At 63.7% G+C, this 16,120-nt stretch carries 12 protein-coding genes and 1 tRNA gene; 7 read left to right on the forward strand and 6 right to left on the reverse strand.

Annotated elements, in window-relative coordinates:
* Window positions 1–8 precede the first annotated feature (8 nt).
* The 5 genes from lon (at window position 9) to HUK73_RS05400 (ending at window position 4,167) form a co-directional block, all read left to right on the forward strand.
* Window positions 9–2,405 (forward strand): endopeptidase La, encoded by a 2,397-nt coding sequence (gene lon, locus HUK73_RS05380; RefSeq protein WP_176590980.1) that lies wholly within the window; start codon window positions 9–11, stop codon window positions 2,403–2,405.
* Window positions 2,406–2,583: 178 nt separating this feature from the next.
* Window positions 2,584–2,856 (forward strand): HU family DNA-binding protein, encoded by a 273-nt coding sequence (locus HUK73_RS05385; RefSeq protein ID WP_013846598.1) that lies wholly within the window; start codon window positions 2,584–2,586, stop codon window positions 2,854–2,856.
* A 277-nt stretch (window positions 2,857–3,133) separates the two neighbouring features.
* Window positions 3,134–3,210: transfer RNA gene (locus HUK73_RS05390), tRNA-His, on the forward strand.
* A gap of 65 nt (window positions 3,211–3,275) precedes the next feature.
* Entirely contained in the window at window positions 3,276–3,647 is a 372-nt protein-coding gene (gene hisI, locus HUK73_RS05395) for a phosphoribosyl-AMP cyclohydrolase (protein WP_176592826.1), read from the forward strand.
* Complete coding sequence (locus HUK73_RS05400; RefSeq protein ID WP_176590981.1) at window positions 3,634–4,167, forward strand: hypothetical protein; 534 nt, start codon at window positions 3,634–3,636, stop codon at window positions 4,165–4,167. Before hisI ends, HUK73_RS05400 begins: the two co-directional genes overlap by 14 nt.
* 48 nt (window positions 4,168–4,215) lie before the next feature.
* Here the strand turns inward: HUK73_RS05400 and HUK73_RS05405 are convergent, their stop codons facing one another.
* The 3 genes from HUK73_RS05405 to HUK73_RS05415 form a co-directional block, all read right to left on the reverse strand.
* Entirely contained in the window at window positions 4,216–4,878 is a 663-nt protein-coding gene (locus HUK73_RS05405) for a L,D-transpeptidase family protein (RefSeq protein WP_176590982.1), read from the reverse strand.
* Window positions 4,879–4,975: 97 nt separating this feature from the next.
* On the reverse strand, window positions 4,976–7,243 hold the full coding sequence (locus HUK73_RS05410; RefSeq protein ID WP_176590983.1) for an NADP-dependent malic enzyme: 2,268 nt from the start codon (window positions 7,241–7,243) through the stop codon (window positions 4,976–4,978).
* A gap of 9 nt (window positions 7,244–7,252) precedes the next feature.
* Window positions 7,253–8,176: a LysR family transcriptional regulator gene (locus HUK73_RS05415; protein ID WP_176590984.1), complete on the reverse strand. Its 924-nt coding sequence runs from the start codon at window positions 8,174–8,176 to the stop codon at window positions 7,253–7,255.
* A gap of 92 nt (window positions 8,177–8,268) precedes the next feature.
* Here HUK73_RS05415 and HUK73_RS05420 point away from each other — a divergent pair, with 92 nt between their 5' ends.
* Entirely contained in the window at window positions 8,269–10,362 is a 2,094-nt protein-coding gene (locus HUK73_RS05420) for a malate synthase G (RefSeq protein WP_176590985.1), read from the forward strand.
* A 98-nt stretch (window positions 10,363–10,460) separates the two neighbouring features.
* Window positions 10,461–13,127: an alanine--tRNA ligase gene (gene alaS / locus HUK73_RS05425; RefSeq protein ID WP_176590986.1), complete on the forward strand. Its 2,667-nt coding sequence runs from the start codon at window positions 10,461–10,463 to the stop codon at window positions 13,125–13,127.
* Between the two features lie 74 nt (window positions 13,128–13,201).
* Here alaS and HUK73_RS05430 read toward each other — a convergent pair whose 3' ends face one another.
* From HUK73_RS05430 to HUK73_RS05440, 3 genes are all read right to left on the reverse strand, one after another.
* Window positions 13,202–13,480, reverse strand: a complete 279-nt coding sequence (locus tag HUK73_RS05430; RefSeq protein WP_176590987.1) for a hypothetical protein — start codon at window positions 13,478–13,480, stop codon at window positions 13,202–13,204.
* A gap of 89 nt (window positions 13,481–13,569) precedes the next feature.
* A complete protein-coding gene (locus tag HUK73_RS05435; RefSeq protein WP_176590988.1) occupies window positions 13,570–15,249 on the reverse strand; it encodes an acyl-CoA dehydrogenase family protein in 1,680 nt (559 codons plus the stop codon).
* Window positions 15,246–16,112: an enoyl-CoA hydratase gene (locus HUK73_RS05440; RefSeq protein ID WP_176590989.1), complete on the reverse strand. Its 867-nt coding sequence runs from the start codon at window positions 16,110–16,112 to the stop codon at window positions 15,246–15,248. The genes HUK73_RS05435 and HUK73_RS05440 overlap by 4 nt, the downstream gene beginning before the upstream one ends.
* Window positions 16,113–16,120: the final 8 nt, after the last annotated feature.

Genomic DNA, 16,120 nt, shown 5'->3' on the forward strand with positions numbered 1-16,120 from the left:
GAGAGTGAATGACTACACAATATCCCCTGCTGCCCCTGCGCGACATCGTCGTCTTCCCGCAGATGATCGTGCCGTTGTTCGTGGGCCGCGACAAAAGCGTGTCCGCGCTCGAAGCGGCGATGGAAGGCGACAAGGAAATCTTCCTCGTCTCGCAACTCGACCCCGCAGAGGATGATCCGGGGCAGGATTCGCTCTACGATACCGGCGTTATCGCGGTCGTCCTACAACTGCTGAAACTGCCCGACGGCACGGTCCGCGTGCTGGTGGAGGGGAAGCAGCGCGCCCGTCTCGACGGCATCGCCAATGCCAGCGGTCACATGGTTGCTGACGTGACCGAGGTGGAGGAACTGGCCGCCGAAGGACCGGAAGCCGCCGCGCTGATGCGCTCGGTGGCCGAGCAGTTCGAAAATTACGCCAAGCTCAACAAGAAGCTGCCCGCCGAAACTCCGGTGCAGTTGCGCGAGATCGAGGATGCGGGGCGTCTGGCCGATGCCGTCGCCGCGAACATCAACGTCAAGGTCGCCGACAAGCAGTCGCTGCTGGTCGAGGCCGATCCGGTCAAGCGTCTGGAAATGGTCTTCGCCTTCATGGAAGGCGAACTCGGCGTGCTCCAGGTCGAGAAGAAGATTCGTGGCCGCGTGAAGCGGCAGATGGAGAAGACCCAGCGCGAATATTATCTCAACGAGCAGTTGAAGGCGATCCAGCGCGAACTGGGCAATGGCGAGGGTGAGGAAGGCGACGAGCTCGCCGAACTGACCGAGAAGATCGCCAAGGCCAAGCTGAGCAAGGAAGCACGCGCCAAGGCGACGGCAGAGCTGAAGAAGCTCAAGGGCATGCAGCCCATGTCGGCCGAAGCGACGGTCGTGCGCAACTATCTCGACGTGCTGCTCGGCCTGCCCTGGGGCAAGAAGGGCAAGGTCAAGACCGACCTCAAGAAGGCGCAGGCGATCCTGGATGAGGATCATTTCGCGCTGGAGAAGGTCAAGGACCGGATCATCGAATATCTGGCCGTGCAGGCGCGCACCAACAAGCTGAAGGGACCGATCCTGTGCCTCGTCGGCCCTCCGGGCGTCGGCAAGACCTCGCTTGGCCGTTCGATCGCCAAGGCGACGGGCCGCGAGTTCGTGCGCCAGTCGCTGGGCGGCGTGCGCGACGAAGCGGAAATCCGGGGCCATCGTCGGACCTATATCGGCTCGCTGCCGGGCAAGATCGTGACCAATCTCAAGAAGGCCGGGACGATGAACCCGCTCTTCCTGCTGGATGAGATCGACAAGCTGGGTCAGGACTTCCGTGGCGATCCGGCATCGGCGCTGCTGGAGGTGCTGGACCCTGAACAGAACAGCAAGTTCCAGGATCATTATCTGGAGATCGACGTCGATCTTTCCGATGTGATGTTCGTGACCACCGCCAACTCGCTGAACCTGCCGCAGCCCTTGCTCGACCGCATGGAGATCATCCGGCTCGAAGGCTATACCGAAGATGAGAAGGTCGAGATCGCTCAGCGCCATTTGCTGCCCAAGCAGGTCGACGCTCATGGTCTTAAGGAAGGCGAGTTCGAAGTCACCGAGGAAGCGGTCCGGGACCTGATCCGCTATTACACCCGCGAAGCCGGCGTCCGCACGCTGGAACGCGAAGTGGCACGCCTCGCCCGCAAGGCGCTGCGCAAGATCCTTGAAGGCGCCTATGACAAGGTGACGATCACGCCGGACAATCTGGCCGATTATGCCGGCGTGCGGAAATTCCGTCATGGCGTGGGCGAGGAAGAGCATCAGATCGGCGCGGTGACGGGTCTTGCCTGGACCGAGGTGGGCGGCGAACTGCTGACCATCGAGGCCGTGACCGTCCCCGGCAAGGGCGCGATCAAGACCACCGGCAAGCTCGGCGAGGTCATGAACGAGTCGGTTCAGGCGGCCTTCTCCTATGTGAAGGCGCGCTCACCCGGCTATGGGATCAAGCCCAGCATCTTCAACCGCAAGGACATCCATATCCACCTGCCCGAAGGCGCGGTGCCCAAGGATGGTCCGTCGGCGGGCATCGGCATGGTGACGACCATCGTGTCGACGCTGACCGGCATTCCCGTCCACAAGGATGTGGCGATGACCGGCGAGGTCACTCTGCGCGGGCGCGTCCTTCCCATTGGCGGCTTGAAGGAAAAGCTCCTTGCGGCGCTGCGCGGCGGTATCAAGACGGTGCTGATCCCGCAGGAAAATGAGAAGGATCTGGCCGAGATACCCGCGAACATTCGCGAGGGGTTGGAGATCGTGCCTGTGTCCCATGTGGATGAGGTGCTGGCGCGGGCGCTGGTGTCCAAGCCGGAGGCGATCGCCTGGACAGAGGAAGACGACCTCGCCGCCCAGCCGAATCCGGCGCAGGGGCGGGACGGAGAAGCCTCTATTCGCCACTGATTCAGGTCAATGAACAGCGCATTTGGGGGCTGGTCAGCCAGGTTTTGCCTTAAAATCTGGTCTGAGTAGCCACCTATGCAGCTTTCTCTTTGACAAGGGTAAAAAGCTGGGCCTTATTGCCGCGCCTACGCCGCGATTCCTAAACTTATCCAAACAGCTAGAAGGGGGTTCCCAAGGCATGAACAAGCAGGATCTTATCGGCGCGGTCGCTGAAAGCAGCGGCCTTTCCAAGAGCGACGCCAGCAAGGCCGTCGAGGGTGTTTTCGACGCCATCACCGGCGCCCTGAAGAAGGGTGACGAAGTGCGTCTGGTCGGTTTCGGCACTTTCTCCGTCTCGCAGCGCAAGGCGTCCACTGGCCGCAACCCGCGCACCGGCGAAACGATGACGATCAAGGCTTCGGCTCAGCCGAAGTTCAAGGCCGGCAAGGGCCTGAAGGATTCGGTCAACTAAATGGTGTTGGCGCTCCCTGACGGAGCGCCTTTGCCCGTTTGAGCCGGCATCGTGGTGGGCAGGAAAGTTTTGTGGAGAGACAAGGCGCAGCAGCCGGGTGACATGATCCCCATGGCGCGCGCTGATTTTCTGGAAGTGCGAAAAGGGGCGGGAAGCGGTGTGCTTCGCGTCCCTTTTCTTTTTATTTCGTTCCGACGCCTTTTTCCGCATCAGGCCGCTTGACGGCGCGGGAAGGGCCGCATATGTGGCCCTTCTCTCGGGGCGAACGGCCCCTGTGGCGATCGTAGCTCAGTTGGTTAGAGCGCCGGTTTGTGGTACCGGAGGTCGCGGGTTCGGATCCCGTCGATCGCCCCATTTTCCTTATTCTTCCCCGACAAACGGGGCTTCGCATGAAGCCCCCGGCGCTCTATAGGCCATGCATGGACGAAGCGCGCGACAAGGGTCTGACCCTCAATCCCAAATATGACAGAGACGGCCTCATCACCGCCGTCGTGACTGATGTCGACAGCGGCGATGTGCTGATGGTCGCGCATATGAATGCAGAGGCGCTGAAGCTGACGCTGGACACCGGCCTCGCGCATTTCTGGTCGCGCAGCCGTCAATCGCTGTGGAAGAAGGGCGAAACGTCCGGCCATATGCTGCAAGTTCGCGACATCCGCATCGACTGCGATCAGGATGCCGTCTGGGTGAAGGCTGTGCCGGCTGGTCCCACCTGCCACACCGGCGCCCGTTCCTGCTTCTTCCGCCGCGTCGGTGCGGAAGGCCTTACGCCTGTCGATGCGGCTGACTAGCCTTGCCGCGCTGGTCCTGCTCGCGGCGTGTCAGCGCGAAGCGGCGCCTGCGCCCAGGCCGCGCGAAACCGGGGGCCAGACCAGTTCCGGGCTGGAGCGCGCCGCCATCGAAACCGGCGTGATCGCGGATACGGCAAAGGTCCCCGCAATCGGCCTCTACCGGCGCACCCATGAGGCGGGCCGCGACACGCTTTGCGTGATCCCGGCTAAGAATGGCGACTATCGCTTCGGGCTGGAGGCGAACTTTGGCGAAGATCAAAGTTGCGCGGGCAGGGGGGCGGCCCGTAGCGCCGGGGACAAGCTGATCCTCAGCTTCTCGCGCGCCGATCATTGTATTGTCGTCGCGCAATATGACGGCGATCAGATATCGATTCCCGGCGTGGTCGACATGAAATGCGCGGAAGTCTGCAAGGGGCGGGGATCGTTGGAAGGTGTCAGCTTCCCACGCGTGGCGTCTGACGCCGCCTCCGCACTCCAGATGCGGGATAGCGGTGGCAATCCGCTCTGCCAGCCCGATTGATCACAGGCCGCTCATTCGCAGGGAATGGCCGCCAGCCGCCAGCGGAAATCACCCCCTGCTGGCACGGCTTGTGTCCAACATCTTCCCGTTGGTGATGACCACCAAATCGCCCAGCTTCGTCACGCCGAACAGTCGTTGCGCGAAAGCCTTGGGCACGCCGATACAGCCATGGGTGGCATTGCCCCACTGCACGTCGCTACCATGGATCGCCACGCCGTCGCTCGTCAGCCGCAGCATATAAGGCATGGGGGCATTATTATAGGTCCGGGAAAAATGGTCCGCATCCTTCTCCGTGATGGGAAAGGCGCCCAGTGGGCTTGGCTTGTCATCCGCGCCATAGATGATCACGGCCGATCCGATTTCATAGCCCGCGCGGAAGACGGAAAGCGTCTGGGCCTTTAGATCCACCGTGATGACGACGGGTCCGCTGGCTGGAGCGCCGGTTTCATCCCAGACATAGTCGCCATGGCGGAAAGGGCCGTCGATCGGCAATATACGCTTCACTGTCAGGGCATGTGGATCAATCGCGACCGGCTGCGCGCGGGTTCGCTCGACGGGCCTTGCGGGTTTTGCCGCTTCGGCTGGAACCGCCTCCGCCACGTTCGGTTTCAGATCGCGCCCGCGTCCGATGGACAGGCCGAGCAACAGCAGCACCGCAGCCGCACCGCCGCCGATCGCCAGCTTCACCCCTGTCGAAAACCGTTCCGCCATGAACCGTCCATCAATCCTTTTCCTGTCGTCCCCGCCTTGGCGGGGACGATGCGCAAATAAGATCAGGGACGGTTCCTGACATGAAAAGGTTAAGCCTTCAGCCGTCGCGAGCCACTTCGGCGGCGGCGATGGCGGTCAGGTTCAGGATGCCGCGCGCCGTCACGCCCGGCGTCAGCACATGGATCGGCTGCGCCAGACCGACCAGCATCGGCCCGACCGTGGGAGAACTGGACGAAGCCGACAGAGCCGTCAGCGTGATGTTCGCCGCGTCCAGATTGGGCATGACCAGAAGATTGGCCGAACCTTCGAAACGTGAATCGGGGACCAGCCGTTCGCGCAGCGATTGACTGAGTGCCGCATCGGCGTGCATTTCGCCGTCGACCATCAGGTCCGGTGCGGCCTTCTTCACCAGCTTGAAGGCTTCGCGCATCTTGCGTGCGCTGGGCGAATGCGATGCTCCGAAATTGGAATGGGACAGCAAGGCGACCCGCGGCGTCAGGCCGAAATGCTTGAGCTCCGTCGCGCCCAGCAGGGTCATTTCGGCAATCTGATCAGGCGTTGGATCGGGCACCATGTGGGTATCGGTGATGAACAGCGCACCGGCGTCCAGGATCAGCCCCGACAGCGCATAGACGCGGCTGCTGCCCGGCGTGCGGTCGATGATGCGCAACGCATGTTCGACCTCACCCCAATAGTCGCTGTTGCCGCCGACAATCGCCGCGTCGACCCGTCCGGTGCGAAGCAGCATCGCGGCGGTCGCGCTGGGCCGGCGATAGACATGGCGGACCACCTCGGCAGAGGCGACACCCTTGCGCGCGGCGACGGCGCGATAGGCTTCGACCAGTTCGCCCATCAGCAGATGATCGGTTTCCGGGTCGACCACCTCCACATCGCGGTCCAGTTGAAAACGCAGCCCCAGATCGGGCAGCTTCTGTTCCAATATCCGCCGCCGCGCGACGATCACCGGGCGGACAATGCCTTCGTCCAGCGCGTCCTGGATGGCGCGCAGCACGCGTTCATCCTCGCCTTCCCCATAGGCGATCCGCCGCTGCGTCCCGCGCGCCGCCTGGAATACCGGCAGCATCAACTGGGCTGAGCGGGTGTTCTGCTGGGTGAGTTGGCGCTTATAGGCTTCAAGGTCGAGCTGACGCTTGGCGACGCCGCTGTCCATCGCCGCCTTGGCGACGGCGGTGGCGATTTCCGCGATCAGGCGCGGATCGAAAGGCGTGGGAATGATGTAATCCGGCCCGAACACCAGCTTGGTCCCGCCATAGGCCTGAGCGACGCTGTCATGAGCGGGCATGCGGGCGAGGTTGGCGATGGCATCAGCGGCGGCGACCTTCATCGCCTCGTTGATCTCGGTCGCCCGCGCGTCCAGCGCCCCCCGGAAGATATAGGGGAAGCACAGGACGTTGTTCACCTGATTGGGATAATCCGAGCGCCCGGTCGCGATGATAGCGTCGGGGCGTGTCTCCCGCGCGACTTCGGGGCGGATTTCCGGCTCCGGATTGGCGAGCGCGAAGATCAGCGGATTGGGTGCCATCAGCGGCAGCCATTCAGGCTTCAGCACGCCGGGCGCCGACAGCCCCAGGAACAGGTTCGCCCCCGGCAGCACTTCGGGCAGCGTGCGCGCATTGGTGTCGCGGGCATAGCGCGCCATGTTCGGCAGCATGCCCTCTCGCCCGGAATGGATGACGCCGTCCTTGTCGGTCAGCGTCACATTCTCGATGGGCAGGCCCATGGATACCAGCAGATCGACGCAGGCCAACGCCGCCGCGCCTGCGCCGGACGTCACCAGCTTCGCATCGGCCAGGGTCTTGCCCTGCAGCACCAGCGCGTTGCGCACGGCGGCGGCCACCACGATGGCGGTGCCATGCTGATCGTCGTGGAAGACGGGGATGTTCATCCGCTTCTTCAGCTCCGCCTCGATGGCGAAGCATTCAGGGGCCTTGATATCCTCCAGGTTGATGCCGCCGAAAGTCGGCTCCAGCAGGGCGACCGCGTCGATGAATTTTTCCGGGTCGGTGGTGTCGACCTCGATATCGAACACGTCGATATCCGCGAATTTCTTGAAGAGGACAGCCTTGCCCTCCATCACCGGCTTGGAAGCGAGGGCGCCGATGGCTCCAAGCCCCAGCACCGCCGTGCCGTTGGAGATTACGGCGACCAGATTGCCGCGCGCGGTATAATCCATCGCCTTTTCGGGATCTTCGGCAATGTCCACGCAGGGGGCGGCGACGCCGGGCGAATAGGCCAGCGCAAGGTCGCGCTGGTTGACCATGCGCTTGGTCGGTTCGATCCTCAGCTTTCCGGGTTGCGGATAGCGGTGATAGTCGAGGGCTGCACGCCGGGTGTTTTCGTCCATGGGATGGCCTTAAAGCTGGTTTTCAGGAGGGGCAATGGTGGAGCGCTCCCAAGGGGGGCTGGGGGCGTAGAGCTGAAGGAGAAAATCGACGAAGGCGGTGATGGCCAGCGGCGGATTGCTTTGCGGCAGGTGTACGGCATAGAGACCGACATCCGCCGACCCTTCATGATCCGGCATGATCTGCCGAATATCACCGCGGTCCAGCGCATCGCTCACGTCCCAGAGCGAACGCAGCGCGACGCCCACGCCAGCCATTGTGAGTTCGCGCACCATTTCGCTGCTGTTGGTGCGGACATGGCTGACACCCTCGACCGTGACCGATCCTTTCGGCCCGCTCAGCCGCCAGGGCAATTGCCCATCGGCTGCGAGCAGGCGATGTTTCCGCAGATCGGCGACGATCTCCGGAATCCCGAACCGCTCCAGATAGGCGGGCGCGGCGCACAGCACGCGCCGGTTGGTCGCCAGCCGGTGCGCCGACAGCCCCGGTCCCGGATCGGCGGTGATGCGGATGGCGAGGTCGGCCCGCGTCGCCAGCAGGTCGGCATAGTCGTCCGACAGGTCGATCCGCATCCGCACCTTGGGATGCGCTTCCAGAAACCGCTCCAGCCATGGCGCGACATGCATTCGCCCGAAGGAGGTGGGCGCTGTCACCCGCAGCGTGCCCGATGCTTCCGCCGACGTGCCGGACACGCGTCGCTCCGCCTCATCCAGCGCGGCCATGATCGCACGCAGATCCTCATGCAGCCTTTCGCCCGCCGGGGTCAGCGCCAGCCGACGGGTCGTCCGGTGGATCAGATGCGTGCCCAGCCGCTCCTCCAGCCGGACCAGCCGCTTCGACACCATGGCGGGCGAAATACTGAGCCGGCGCCCAGCCGCAGCCATGCCGCCTTCATCGACGATGGTCGCGAACAGGTCGTAATCCGGGTCCATCATTTGTTTCACCAGAGGAAAGTCTGAATTTGAATAATAGCGTCTACACGGCATAATGCGACCCGTCTATGGTGCTGCGCAAAGGAGATCATCCGATGACGAGCATGACCGACCGCGCGGGCCTTCAGGTCGCGCAGGACCTGACGACCTTCATCGAGGAGCGGGCGCTTCCGGGCACCGGCATCGACGCCGATCGCTTCTGGCAGGGCACGGCCGCGATCTTCGCGCAGTTCGCGCCCGAAAATGCGACGCTGCTCGCCAAGCGCGACGATCTTCAGAACCGGATCGACGCTTATTATAGCGAACGGGTCGGCCAGCCTGCGGATGCGGCTTCGCTGCGCGGTTTCCTGAGCGAGATCGGCTATCTCGTCCCCGAACCCGCGCCGTTTCAGGTCGGCAGCGAGAATGTCGACGATGAGGTTGCCCGTCTTGCCGGGCCGCAGTTGGTCGTCCCGATCCTCAACGCGCGCTTCCTGCTGAACGCGGCCAATGCACGCTGGGGCAGCCTGTATGACGCGCTCTACGGCACCGATGCCATTCCGGGTGCGGCTTCGGGCAAGGGCTATGACGCGGCTCGCGGAGCGCAGGTCATCGGCTGGGCCAAATCCTTCCTCGATGAAGCTATTCCGCTCGCCAACGGGTCATGGGCTGATCTGAAGAGCGACGACATCCGGTTGGCCGATCCGACCCAATATCGCGGGCGGAGCGAGAAGGGCCGCCTGTTCCGCCACAATGGCCTGCACATCGAAGTCGTCTTCGATTCCGCGCACCCCATCGGCAGGGACGACCCGGCGGGCATAGCCGACGTCATCCTCGAATCGGCGCTGACCACCATCTGCGACCTGGAAGACTCGGTCGCTGCCGTCGATGCGGAGGACAAGGTTGCCGCCTATACCAACTGGCTCGGTCTGATGCAGGGCGATCTGACCGACACCTTCGAGAAGAACGGCGCGCTGATGACCCGCGCTCTTAACCCGGACCGCAGCTATACCGCGCCCGATGGCGGCAACTTTACCCTGCCGGGCCGCAGCCTGCTTTTCGTTCGCAATGTCGGTCATCTGATGACTACGCCCGCCATCCTGCTCCCCAACGGTACGGAAGCCCCGGAAGGCATTCTCGACGGCATCGTCACCAGCCTGATTGCCATGCACGACCTGAAGCGTGACGGCGGCAACAGCCGCACCGGCAGCGTCTATATCGTCAAGCCCAAGATGCACGGCCCGGAGGAAGTTGGCTTCACCAACCGTCTGTTCGACGCGATCGAGGATCTGCTGGGCCTTGCTCGCCACACCCTCAAGGTCGGCGTCATGGACGAGGAACGCCGCACTTCCGCGAATCTCGCAGCCTGCATTGAGGCTGTCCGTGACCGCATCGTCTTTATCAACACGGGCTTCCTCGACCGCACCGGCGACGAGATGCACACTGCGATGCGCGCCGGCCCGATGATCCGGAAAGGCGAGATGAAGACGTCCGACTGGATCACGGCCTATGAGGACCGCAACGTTCAGATCGGCCTCGCCTGCGGCCTGTCCGGTCGTGCCCAGATCGGCAAGGGCATGTGGGCCGCGCCGGACCGCATGGCCGACATGCTCGACCAGAAAGTCGGTCATCCCAAGAGCGGCGCCAACACCGCCTGGGTTCCGTCCCCGACGGCAGCGACGCTGCACGCGACTCACTATCACCGCATTGACGTCTTCGCCCGCCAGACCGAGCGCAAGGCCGAAGCCATCGCCCCGCTCGAAAAGCTGCTGGCGATCCCGGTCGCGCAAGGCCGCAACTGGTCGGAAGTAGAAATCACGCAGGAACTGGACAACAACGCGCAGGGCATCCTCGGCTATGTCGTCCGCTGGATCGATCAGGGCGTCGGCTGTTCCAAGGTTCCCGACATCCACGATATCGGCCTGATGGAAGACCGCGCCACGCTGCGCATTTCCTCGCAGCATATGGCGAACTGGCTGCTCCACGGCGTCTGCACGAAGGAAGAGATCGACGCCGCCTTCATTCGGATGGCCGCCAAGGTTGACGCCCAGAACGCAGGCGACCCACTCTACCGGCCGATGAGTGGCAATCCGGCAAGTCTCGCCTGGCGGGCCGCCCGCGCCCTCGTCTTTGAAGGTGTCGCGCAGCCTAATGGCTATACGGAGCCTCTGCTCCACAAATATCGGGCGCTCGCCAAGGCCGCGGACTGAACAAAATGCGGCCGGGCTGAACGCCCGGCCGCATTTCCTATGCGATCCGACGAAAAGCCCCGCTTGTGCGCCGGGCCGGTTCCAACTAAATCGCCCCCATGACATCGACCAACGACATTCGCCGCTCCTTCCTCGACTATTTCGGGGCCAACGGCCACACCATCGTTCCGTCAGCGCCTCTGGTGCCGCACAACGACCCGACGCTGATGTTCGTCAATGCGGGTATGGTGCCGTTCAAGAATGTCTTCACGGGCCTCGAAACCCGCCCCTACAACAAGGCGACGTCGAGCCAGAAGTCGGTCCGCGCCGGCGGCAAGCATAACGACCTCGACAATGTCGGCTACACCGCGCGCCACCACACCTTCTTCGAAATGCTGGGCAATTTCAGCTTCGGCGACTATTTCAAGGAACAGGCGATCCTGCACGCCTGGACCCTGCTGACCAAGGAATGGGGCATCCCGGCGGAAAAGCTGACCGCCACCGTCTATCACACCGATGACGAAGCCTTCGACCTCTGGAAGAAGATTGCGGGCCTGCCTGAAGAGCGCATCATCCGCATCCCCACCAAGGATAATTTCTGGGCGATGGGCGATAGCGGCCCCTGCGGTCCCTGCTCGGAAATCTTCTACGACCATGGCGATCATATTTGGGGTGGCCCTCCGGGAAGCCCGGAGGAGGATGGCGACCGCTTCGTCGAGATCTGGAACCTTGTCTTCATGCAATATGAGCAGGAAGCGAATGAGATCGTCAGCGAACTGCCCAAGCCCAGCATCGACACCGGCATGGGTCTGGAACGCATCGCCGCCGTGCTTCAGGGCGTCCACAACAATTACGACACCGACACCTTCAAGGCGTTGATCGAGGAATCCGCCGCGCTGACCCGCACCGCCGCCGACGGCGAGTTTCAGGCCAGCCACCGCGTCATCGCGGATCACCTGCGCTCCACCAGCTTCCTGATCGCGGACGGCGTGCTGCCTGCGAACGAAGGCCGCGGTTATGTGCTGCGCCGCATCATGCGCCGGGCCATGCGCCACGCCCACATCATCGGCGCGAAGGAGCCGTTGATGCACCGTCTGGTGCCCAGCCTCGTCTCCGAAATGGGCGGCGCCTATCAGGAATTGGTCCGCGCCCAGCCGCTGATCGAGGAAACCTTGGCTCGCGAGGAAACCCGTTTCCGCCAGACGCTGGAAAAGGGCCTCAAGCTGCTCGACGAAGCGACCGGCGACCTGTCGGAAGGCGGCACGCTCCCCGGCGAAACCGCGTTCAAGCTCTACGACACTTACGGCTTCCCCTATGATCTGACCGAAGACGCGCTGCGTTCGCGCGGTCTTGGCGTCGATCGGGAAGGTTTCGACAAGGCGATGGCCGAGCAGAAGGCCGCCGCCCGCGCCGCATGGAAGGGTTCGGGCGAAAAGGCGTCGGACGAAATCTGGTTCGACATTGCCGAAAGCGCCGGCAGCACCGAGTTCATCGGCTACACCGCCACCGTGGGCGAGGGCGAAGTCCTAGCGCTGGTCAAGGACGGCGCCCGCATCGACGCTGCCGGGCCGGGCGATGACGTCACCATCATCACCAATCAGACGCCTTTCTACGGAGAAAGCGGCGGTCAGATGGGCGACGCTGGCACGATCAGTTCGCAGGCCGGCCTCGTCGCGGACGTCGAGGACACGGCCAAGCCGCTCGGCCGCCTCCACGCCCACAAGGCGAAGGTCGGCGCGGGCAAGATCAAGGTCGGCGACACGGTGCACCTCAGCGTCGATACCCACCGCCGCGACCGCATCCGCGCCAACCACAGCGCCACGCACCTCCTGCACGCCGCGCTGCGCAACGAACTGGGCGCGCATGTGACGCAGAAGGGCAGCCTTGTCGCGCCGGATCGCCTGCGCTTCGACTTCTCGCACCCCGAAGCGCTGACGCACAGCCAGATCGCGGCGATCGAATCTCAGGTCAACGAACAGATCCGCCACAATGAAGCGGTGACGACTCGCCTGATGACCCCGGATGATGCGATCGCTGCTGGCGCGATGGCCCTGTTCGGCGAAAAATATGGCGACGAAGTCCGCGTCCTGTCGATGGGCAAGGGCGATGGTCAGGATAATGGGCACAACTATTCGGTCGAACTGTGCGGCGGCACCCATGTCCGCGCGACCGGCGACATCGCGATCCTCAAGATCATCTCGGAAAGCGCGGTTTCATCCGGCGTCCGCCGTATTGAAGCGCTGACCGGCGAAGCCGCGCGCCTCTGGCTCTCCGACCGCGAGGATCGCCTGCGCCAGTCTGCCGCCGCGCTCAAGACGACCCCGGAAGAAGTCCCCGCCCGCATTGCAGCGCTGGTCGAACAGAGCCGCAAGCTCGAACGTGAACTGGCTGAAGCGAAGAAGGCGCTGGCCCTCGGCGGCGGTGGTGCCGCTCAGGCGGCTGGCCCGGAAAAGGTCGGCGCGATCAACTTCATCGGCCAGGTGATCGAAGGCCTCGACCCCAAGGAACTGCGCGGCCTCGTCGATCAGAACAAGGCGACACTTGGCAGCGGTGTCTCAGCGGTCCTCGCAGTGGTCGATGGCCGCGCCACCATCGCGGTCGGTGTCACCGATGATCTCAAGGACAGCATCAGCGCCGTAGACCTCGTCCGCGCAGGCGTCGAAGCGCTGGGCGGCAAGGGTGGTGGTGGCCGCCCTGACATGGCGCAGGGTGGTGGCCCTGAAGGCGACAAGGCTCAGGCCGCCATCGACGCGGTCAAGGCTGCGCTCGCCAGCGTCCCCGCATAAGCGCCTTTTGGCCAGTTAAATCCCGAAAAGGGCCGGTTCCGGGAACGGAACCGGCCCTTTTCGCATGACCAATATCAGCAGCCGTGGCGCCGGTTTTGTGCCGCGTCATGTTTCTTGTCGAGATGCCGGCCCAACAGCGCACCTCCGACGCCGCCTGCAACGGTCGCTACCGGGCCACCCACGACAGCATGACCCAGAAGGGCGCCGCCGGCACCGCCCGCGATCAGGCCGGTCGTGCCGCTGCTGCGTTTGCAACGTGAGTGATGGTGCCGGGCTGCCATAGCAGCGTCGGGCACAAGTGCCGGAGTCAGGATCGCCAAGGAAAGGACTGCGCCCATGATCTTCGCTTTCATGACTCTACTCCTGTGTGTGGCATGTGTGGCTGACAATGGTTTGATCAAGCAACAAACCATATGAACTGTCACTTAATGTCACCCCAGATTCAATTCCCTCCATCCAGCAAACGCCGGGCGATCACCTGCGCCTGAATTTCACCCGCGCCCTCGAAAATGTTGAGGATGCGCGCATCGGCCAGCAGGCGGCTCACTTGATATTCGGTGGCGAAACCATTGCCGCCATGGATTTGCAGCGCGTTGTCGGCCGCCGCCCAGGCGACGCGTGCGCCGATCAGCTTGGCCATGCCCGCTTCCAGGTCGCAGCGCTTGCCTTCATCTTTCTTGCGCGCCGCGAAATAGGTGAGTTGGCGGGCGCCCATGATCTCGGCCGCCATCATCGCCAGCTTGTTGGCGACGCGGGGAAAGTCGAAGATCGGCCGCCCGAACTGTTTGCGGTCGAGGGCGTAGCCCAGGCCGATGTCGAGCGCGGCCTGCGCCACGCCGATGGCGCGGGCGGCAGTCTGGATGCGGGCGGATTCGAAGGTGGCCATGAGTTGCTTGAACCCTTGCCCTTCGACCCCGCCGAGGAGATTGGCGGCGGGCACGCGGAAATCCTCGAAGCCGATCTCATATTCCTTCATGCCGCGATAGCCGATCACCTCGATCTCGCCTCCGTTCATGCCGGGGGTGGGGAAGGGATCGTTCACCGTGCCGCGCTGCTTGGGCGCGATCAGCATGGAGAGGCCGCTGTAATTTTTCGTTTCCGGATTGGTGCGGACCAGCAGGGTCATCACGTCCGCGCGGGCCGCGTGGGTGATCCATGTCTTGTTGCCGGTCACGCAATAGTCGCCGTCCGCCAGCGTGGCGCGGGTGCGCAGCGAACCAAGGTCGGAACCGGTGTCCGGCTCGGTAAAGACAGCGGTAGGCAGGATTGAGGCATTGGCGATCTGGGGTAGCCAGTGCGCCTTCTGCTCCTCCGTGCCGCCGGTCAGGATCAGTTCCGCCGCGATTTCCGAGCGGGTGGCGAGCGATCCGACGCCGATCCAGCCGCGCGACAGCTCCTCCGAAACGACGCACATGGCGGTCTTGCCCATGCCGAGGCCGCCAAATTCCTCCGGGATGGTCATGCCGAATACGCCCATTGCGCCCAGTTCCTCGACCAGCGGCAGGGGGATCAGCTCGTCCTTGAGGTGCCATTCATGCGCGAAGGGCGCGACTTTCTCGTTCGAGAGCGCGAAAAATTGTTCGCGCACCATGTCGAACATCTCGTCAAGGCCGCAATTTTCCAGCGTCGCATGGCCGCGCTGGTCTACCAGATGGCGGGCGATGGCGCTTTTGACCGCCTGACCACCGCCCTGACGAATGAGGGTGCGGAAGGCCGGGGCGTCAAGCGCTGACAGATCATCGGTCAGGTCGGTGGCGCGGATGACCTCGCCCTGATTCATGGGGATGCCGCCCAGCATCTGCGCGCCATATTCGGCGAAGAGCAGTTGCGCGAGCAGGGCTTCGATCTCTCCGAACGCGCCGTCGGCGGCGAGATTGGCGGCCCAATTGGCCACTTCCCGCATCATTTCGGCATAGGAGGCGAACCAGCCGAAGCCGTGGACGACATGTTGTTCGACATCGGCCAGTTCGCGGTCGACCTGCCCTTTTTCGTTGGTGATGCGGGCCTTGACCTGCGGCTGGGCGGCGGCGGCGAAGGCTTGCGCCGCGTCGGCCGCACCCGACAGCAGGGCCGGGAGGTCGGGAAGCACTAGCACCGTCTTGTCCATTGCTGCCGCGTTCATCCTTCGCCTGCCTGTTTCTTGTTCGCCGCCGCCATCGCCTTGGCGTCGAGGCCGCCCACGAGATTGCCGGTCATAAGCTGGTTATGGGCATGGGCAAGGTGGTGCATGTGGAACACGCCGTCCATCGCCTGCCGCTTGCCGCGCAGATCCTCGACGAAGTTGAACGCCTGCTTGGTCAGCGCCAGCCCGAAGCGGTCATGCTGGGCGATCTCGGCGGCGATCTTGGCGACTTCCTCGCGCAAAGTCTCGCGCGGGAAAATCTCGTTCACCATGCCGAACTGATAGGCGCGCTGGGCGGGCATTCGCCGCCCGAGCAGCAGCAATTCGCGCGCGACCCGCGGCGGCAGCTCAAAGGCATGGGCGAAATATTCCACCCCCGGCTGGGCCATGCGCTGCACCGGGTCCTGGAAGAAGGCATCCTCTGACGCCACGATCAGGTCGCAGACCCAGGCCAGCATCAGCCCGCCTGCGATGCAGGCGCCCTGCACCATGGCGATCATCGGTTTGGGAATATCCTGCCAGCGGCGGCAGAGGCCAAGATAGCCGTCCTGTTCCAGCACATATTGCCGCTCGGCCCCGCCCTTGTTGAGATGATCCCACCACATGCTCGTGCGGAAGCGCGGCATGTGGCTGTCCTTCTCCGGCGTGCCGATGTCGTGCCCGGCGGAGAAATGCTTGCCCTCGCCGCCGAGGACGATGACCTTGACCTCATCATCCTCGACCGCGCGCTTGAAGGCATCGTCCAACTGGCCGAGAAGTCGGTAATTCTGCGCATTGCTATATTGCGGGCGGTTCAGCATCACCCATGCAACGCCTGCTTCGACCTTATAGGTCACATATTCGGGCTGCACTTCCTCGGACATCGCATCTC

The organism is Sphingobium sp. EM0848 (assembly GCF_013375555.1).
GTDB lineage: Bacteria > Pseudomonadota > Alphaproteobacteria > Sphingomonadales > Sphingomonadaceae > Sphingobium.

Coding starts and splice junctions, on each gene's coding strand:
- lon (WP_176590980.1), top strand. CDS start 9: ATGACTACACAATATCCCCTGCTGCCCCTGCGCGACATCGTCGTCTTC.
- HUK73_RS05385 (WP_013846598.1), top strand. CDS start 2,584: ATGAACAAGCAGGATCTTATCGGCGCGGTCGCTGAAAGCAGCGGCCTT.
- hisI (WP_176592826.1), top strand. CDS start 3,276: ATGGACGAAGCGCGCGACAAGGGTCTGACCCTCAATCCCAAATATGAC.
- HUK73_RS05400 (WP_176590981.1), top strand. CDS start 3,634: ATGCGGCTGACTAGCCTTGCCGCGCTGGTCCTGCTCGCGGCGTGTCAG.
- HUK73_RS05405 (WP_176590982.1), bottom strand. CDS start 4,878: ATGGCGGAACGGTTTTCGACAGGGGTGAAGCTGGCGATCGGCGGCGGT.
- HUK73_RS05410 (WP_176590983.1), bottom strand. CDS start 7,243: ATGGACGAAAACACCCGGCGTGCAGCCCTCGACTATCACCGCTATCCG.
- HUK73_RS05415 (WP_176590984.1), bottom strand. CDS start 8,176: ATGATGGACCCGGATTACGACCTGTTCGCGACCATCGTCGATGAAGGC.
- HUK73_RS05420 (WP_176590985.1), top strand. CDS start 8,269: ATGACGAGCATGACCGACCGCGCGGGCCTTCAGGTCGCGCAGGACCTG.
- alaS (WP_176590986.1), top strand. CDS start 10,461: ATGACATCGACCAACGACATTCGCCGCTCCTTCCTCGACTATTTCGGG.
- HUK73_RS05430 (WP_176590987.1), bottom strand. CDS start 13,480: ATGAAAGCGAAGATCATGGGCGCAGTCCTTTCCTTGGCGATCCTGACT.
- HUK73_RS05435 (WP_176590988.1), bottom strand. CDS start 15,249: ATGAACGCGGCAGCAATGGACAAGACGGTGCTAGTGCTTCCCGACCTC.
- HUK73_RS05440 (WP_176590989.1), bottom strand. CDS start 16,112: ATGTCCGAGGAAGTGCAGCCCGAATATGTGACCTATAAGGTCGAAGCA.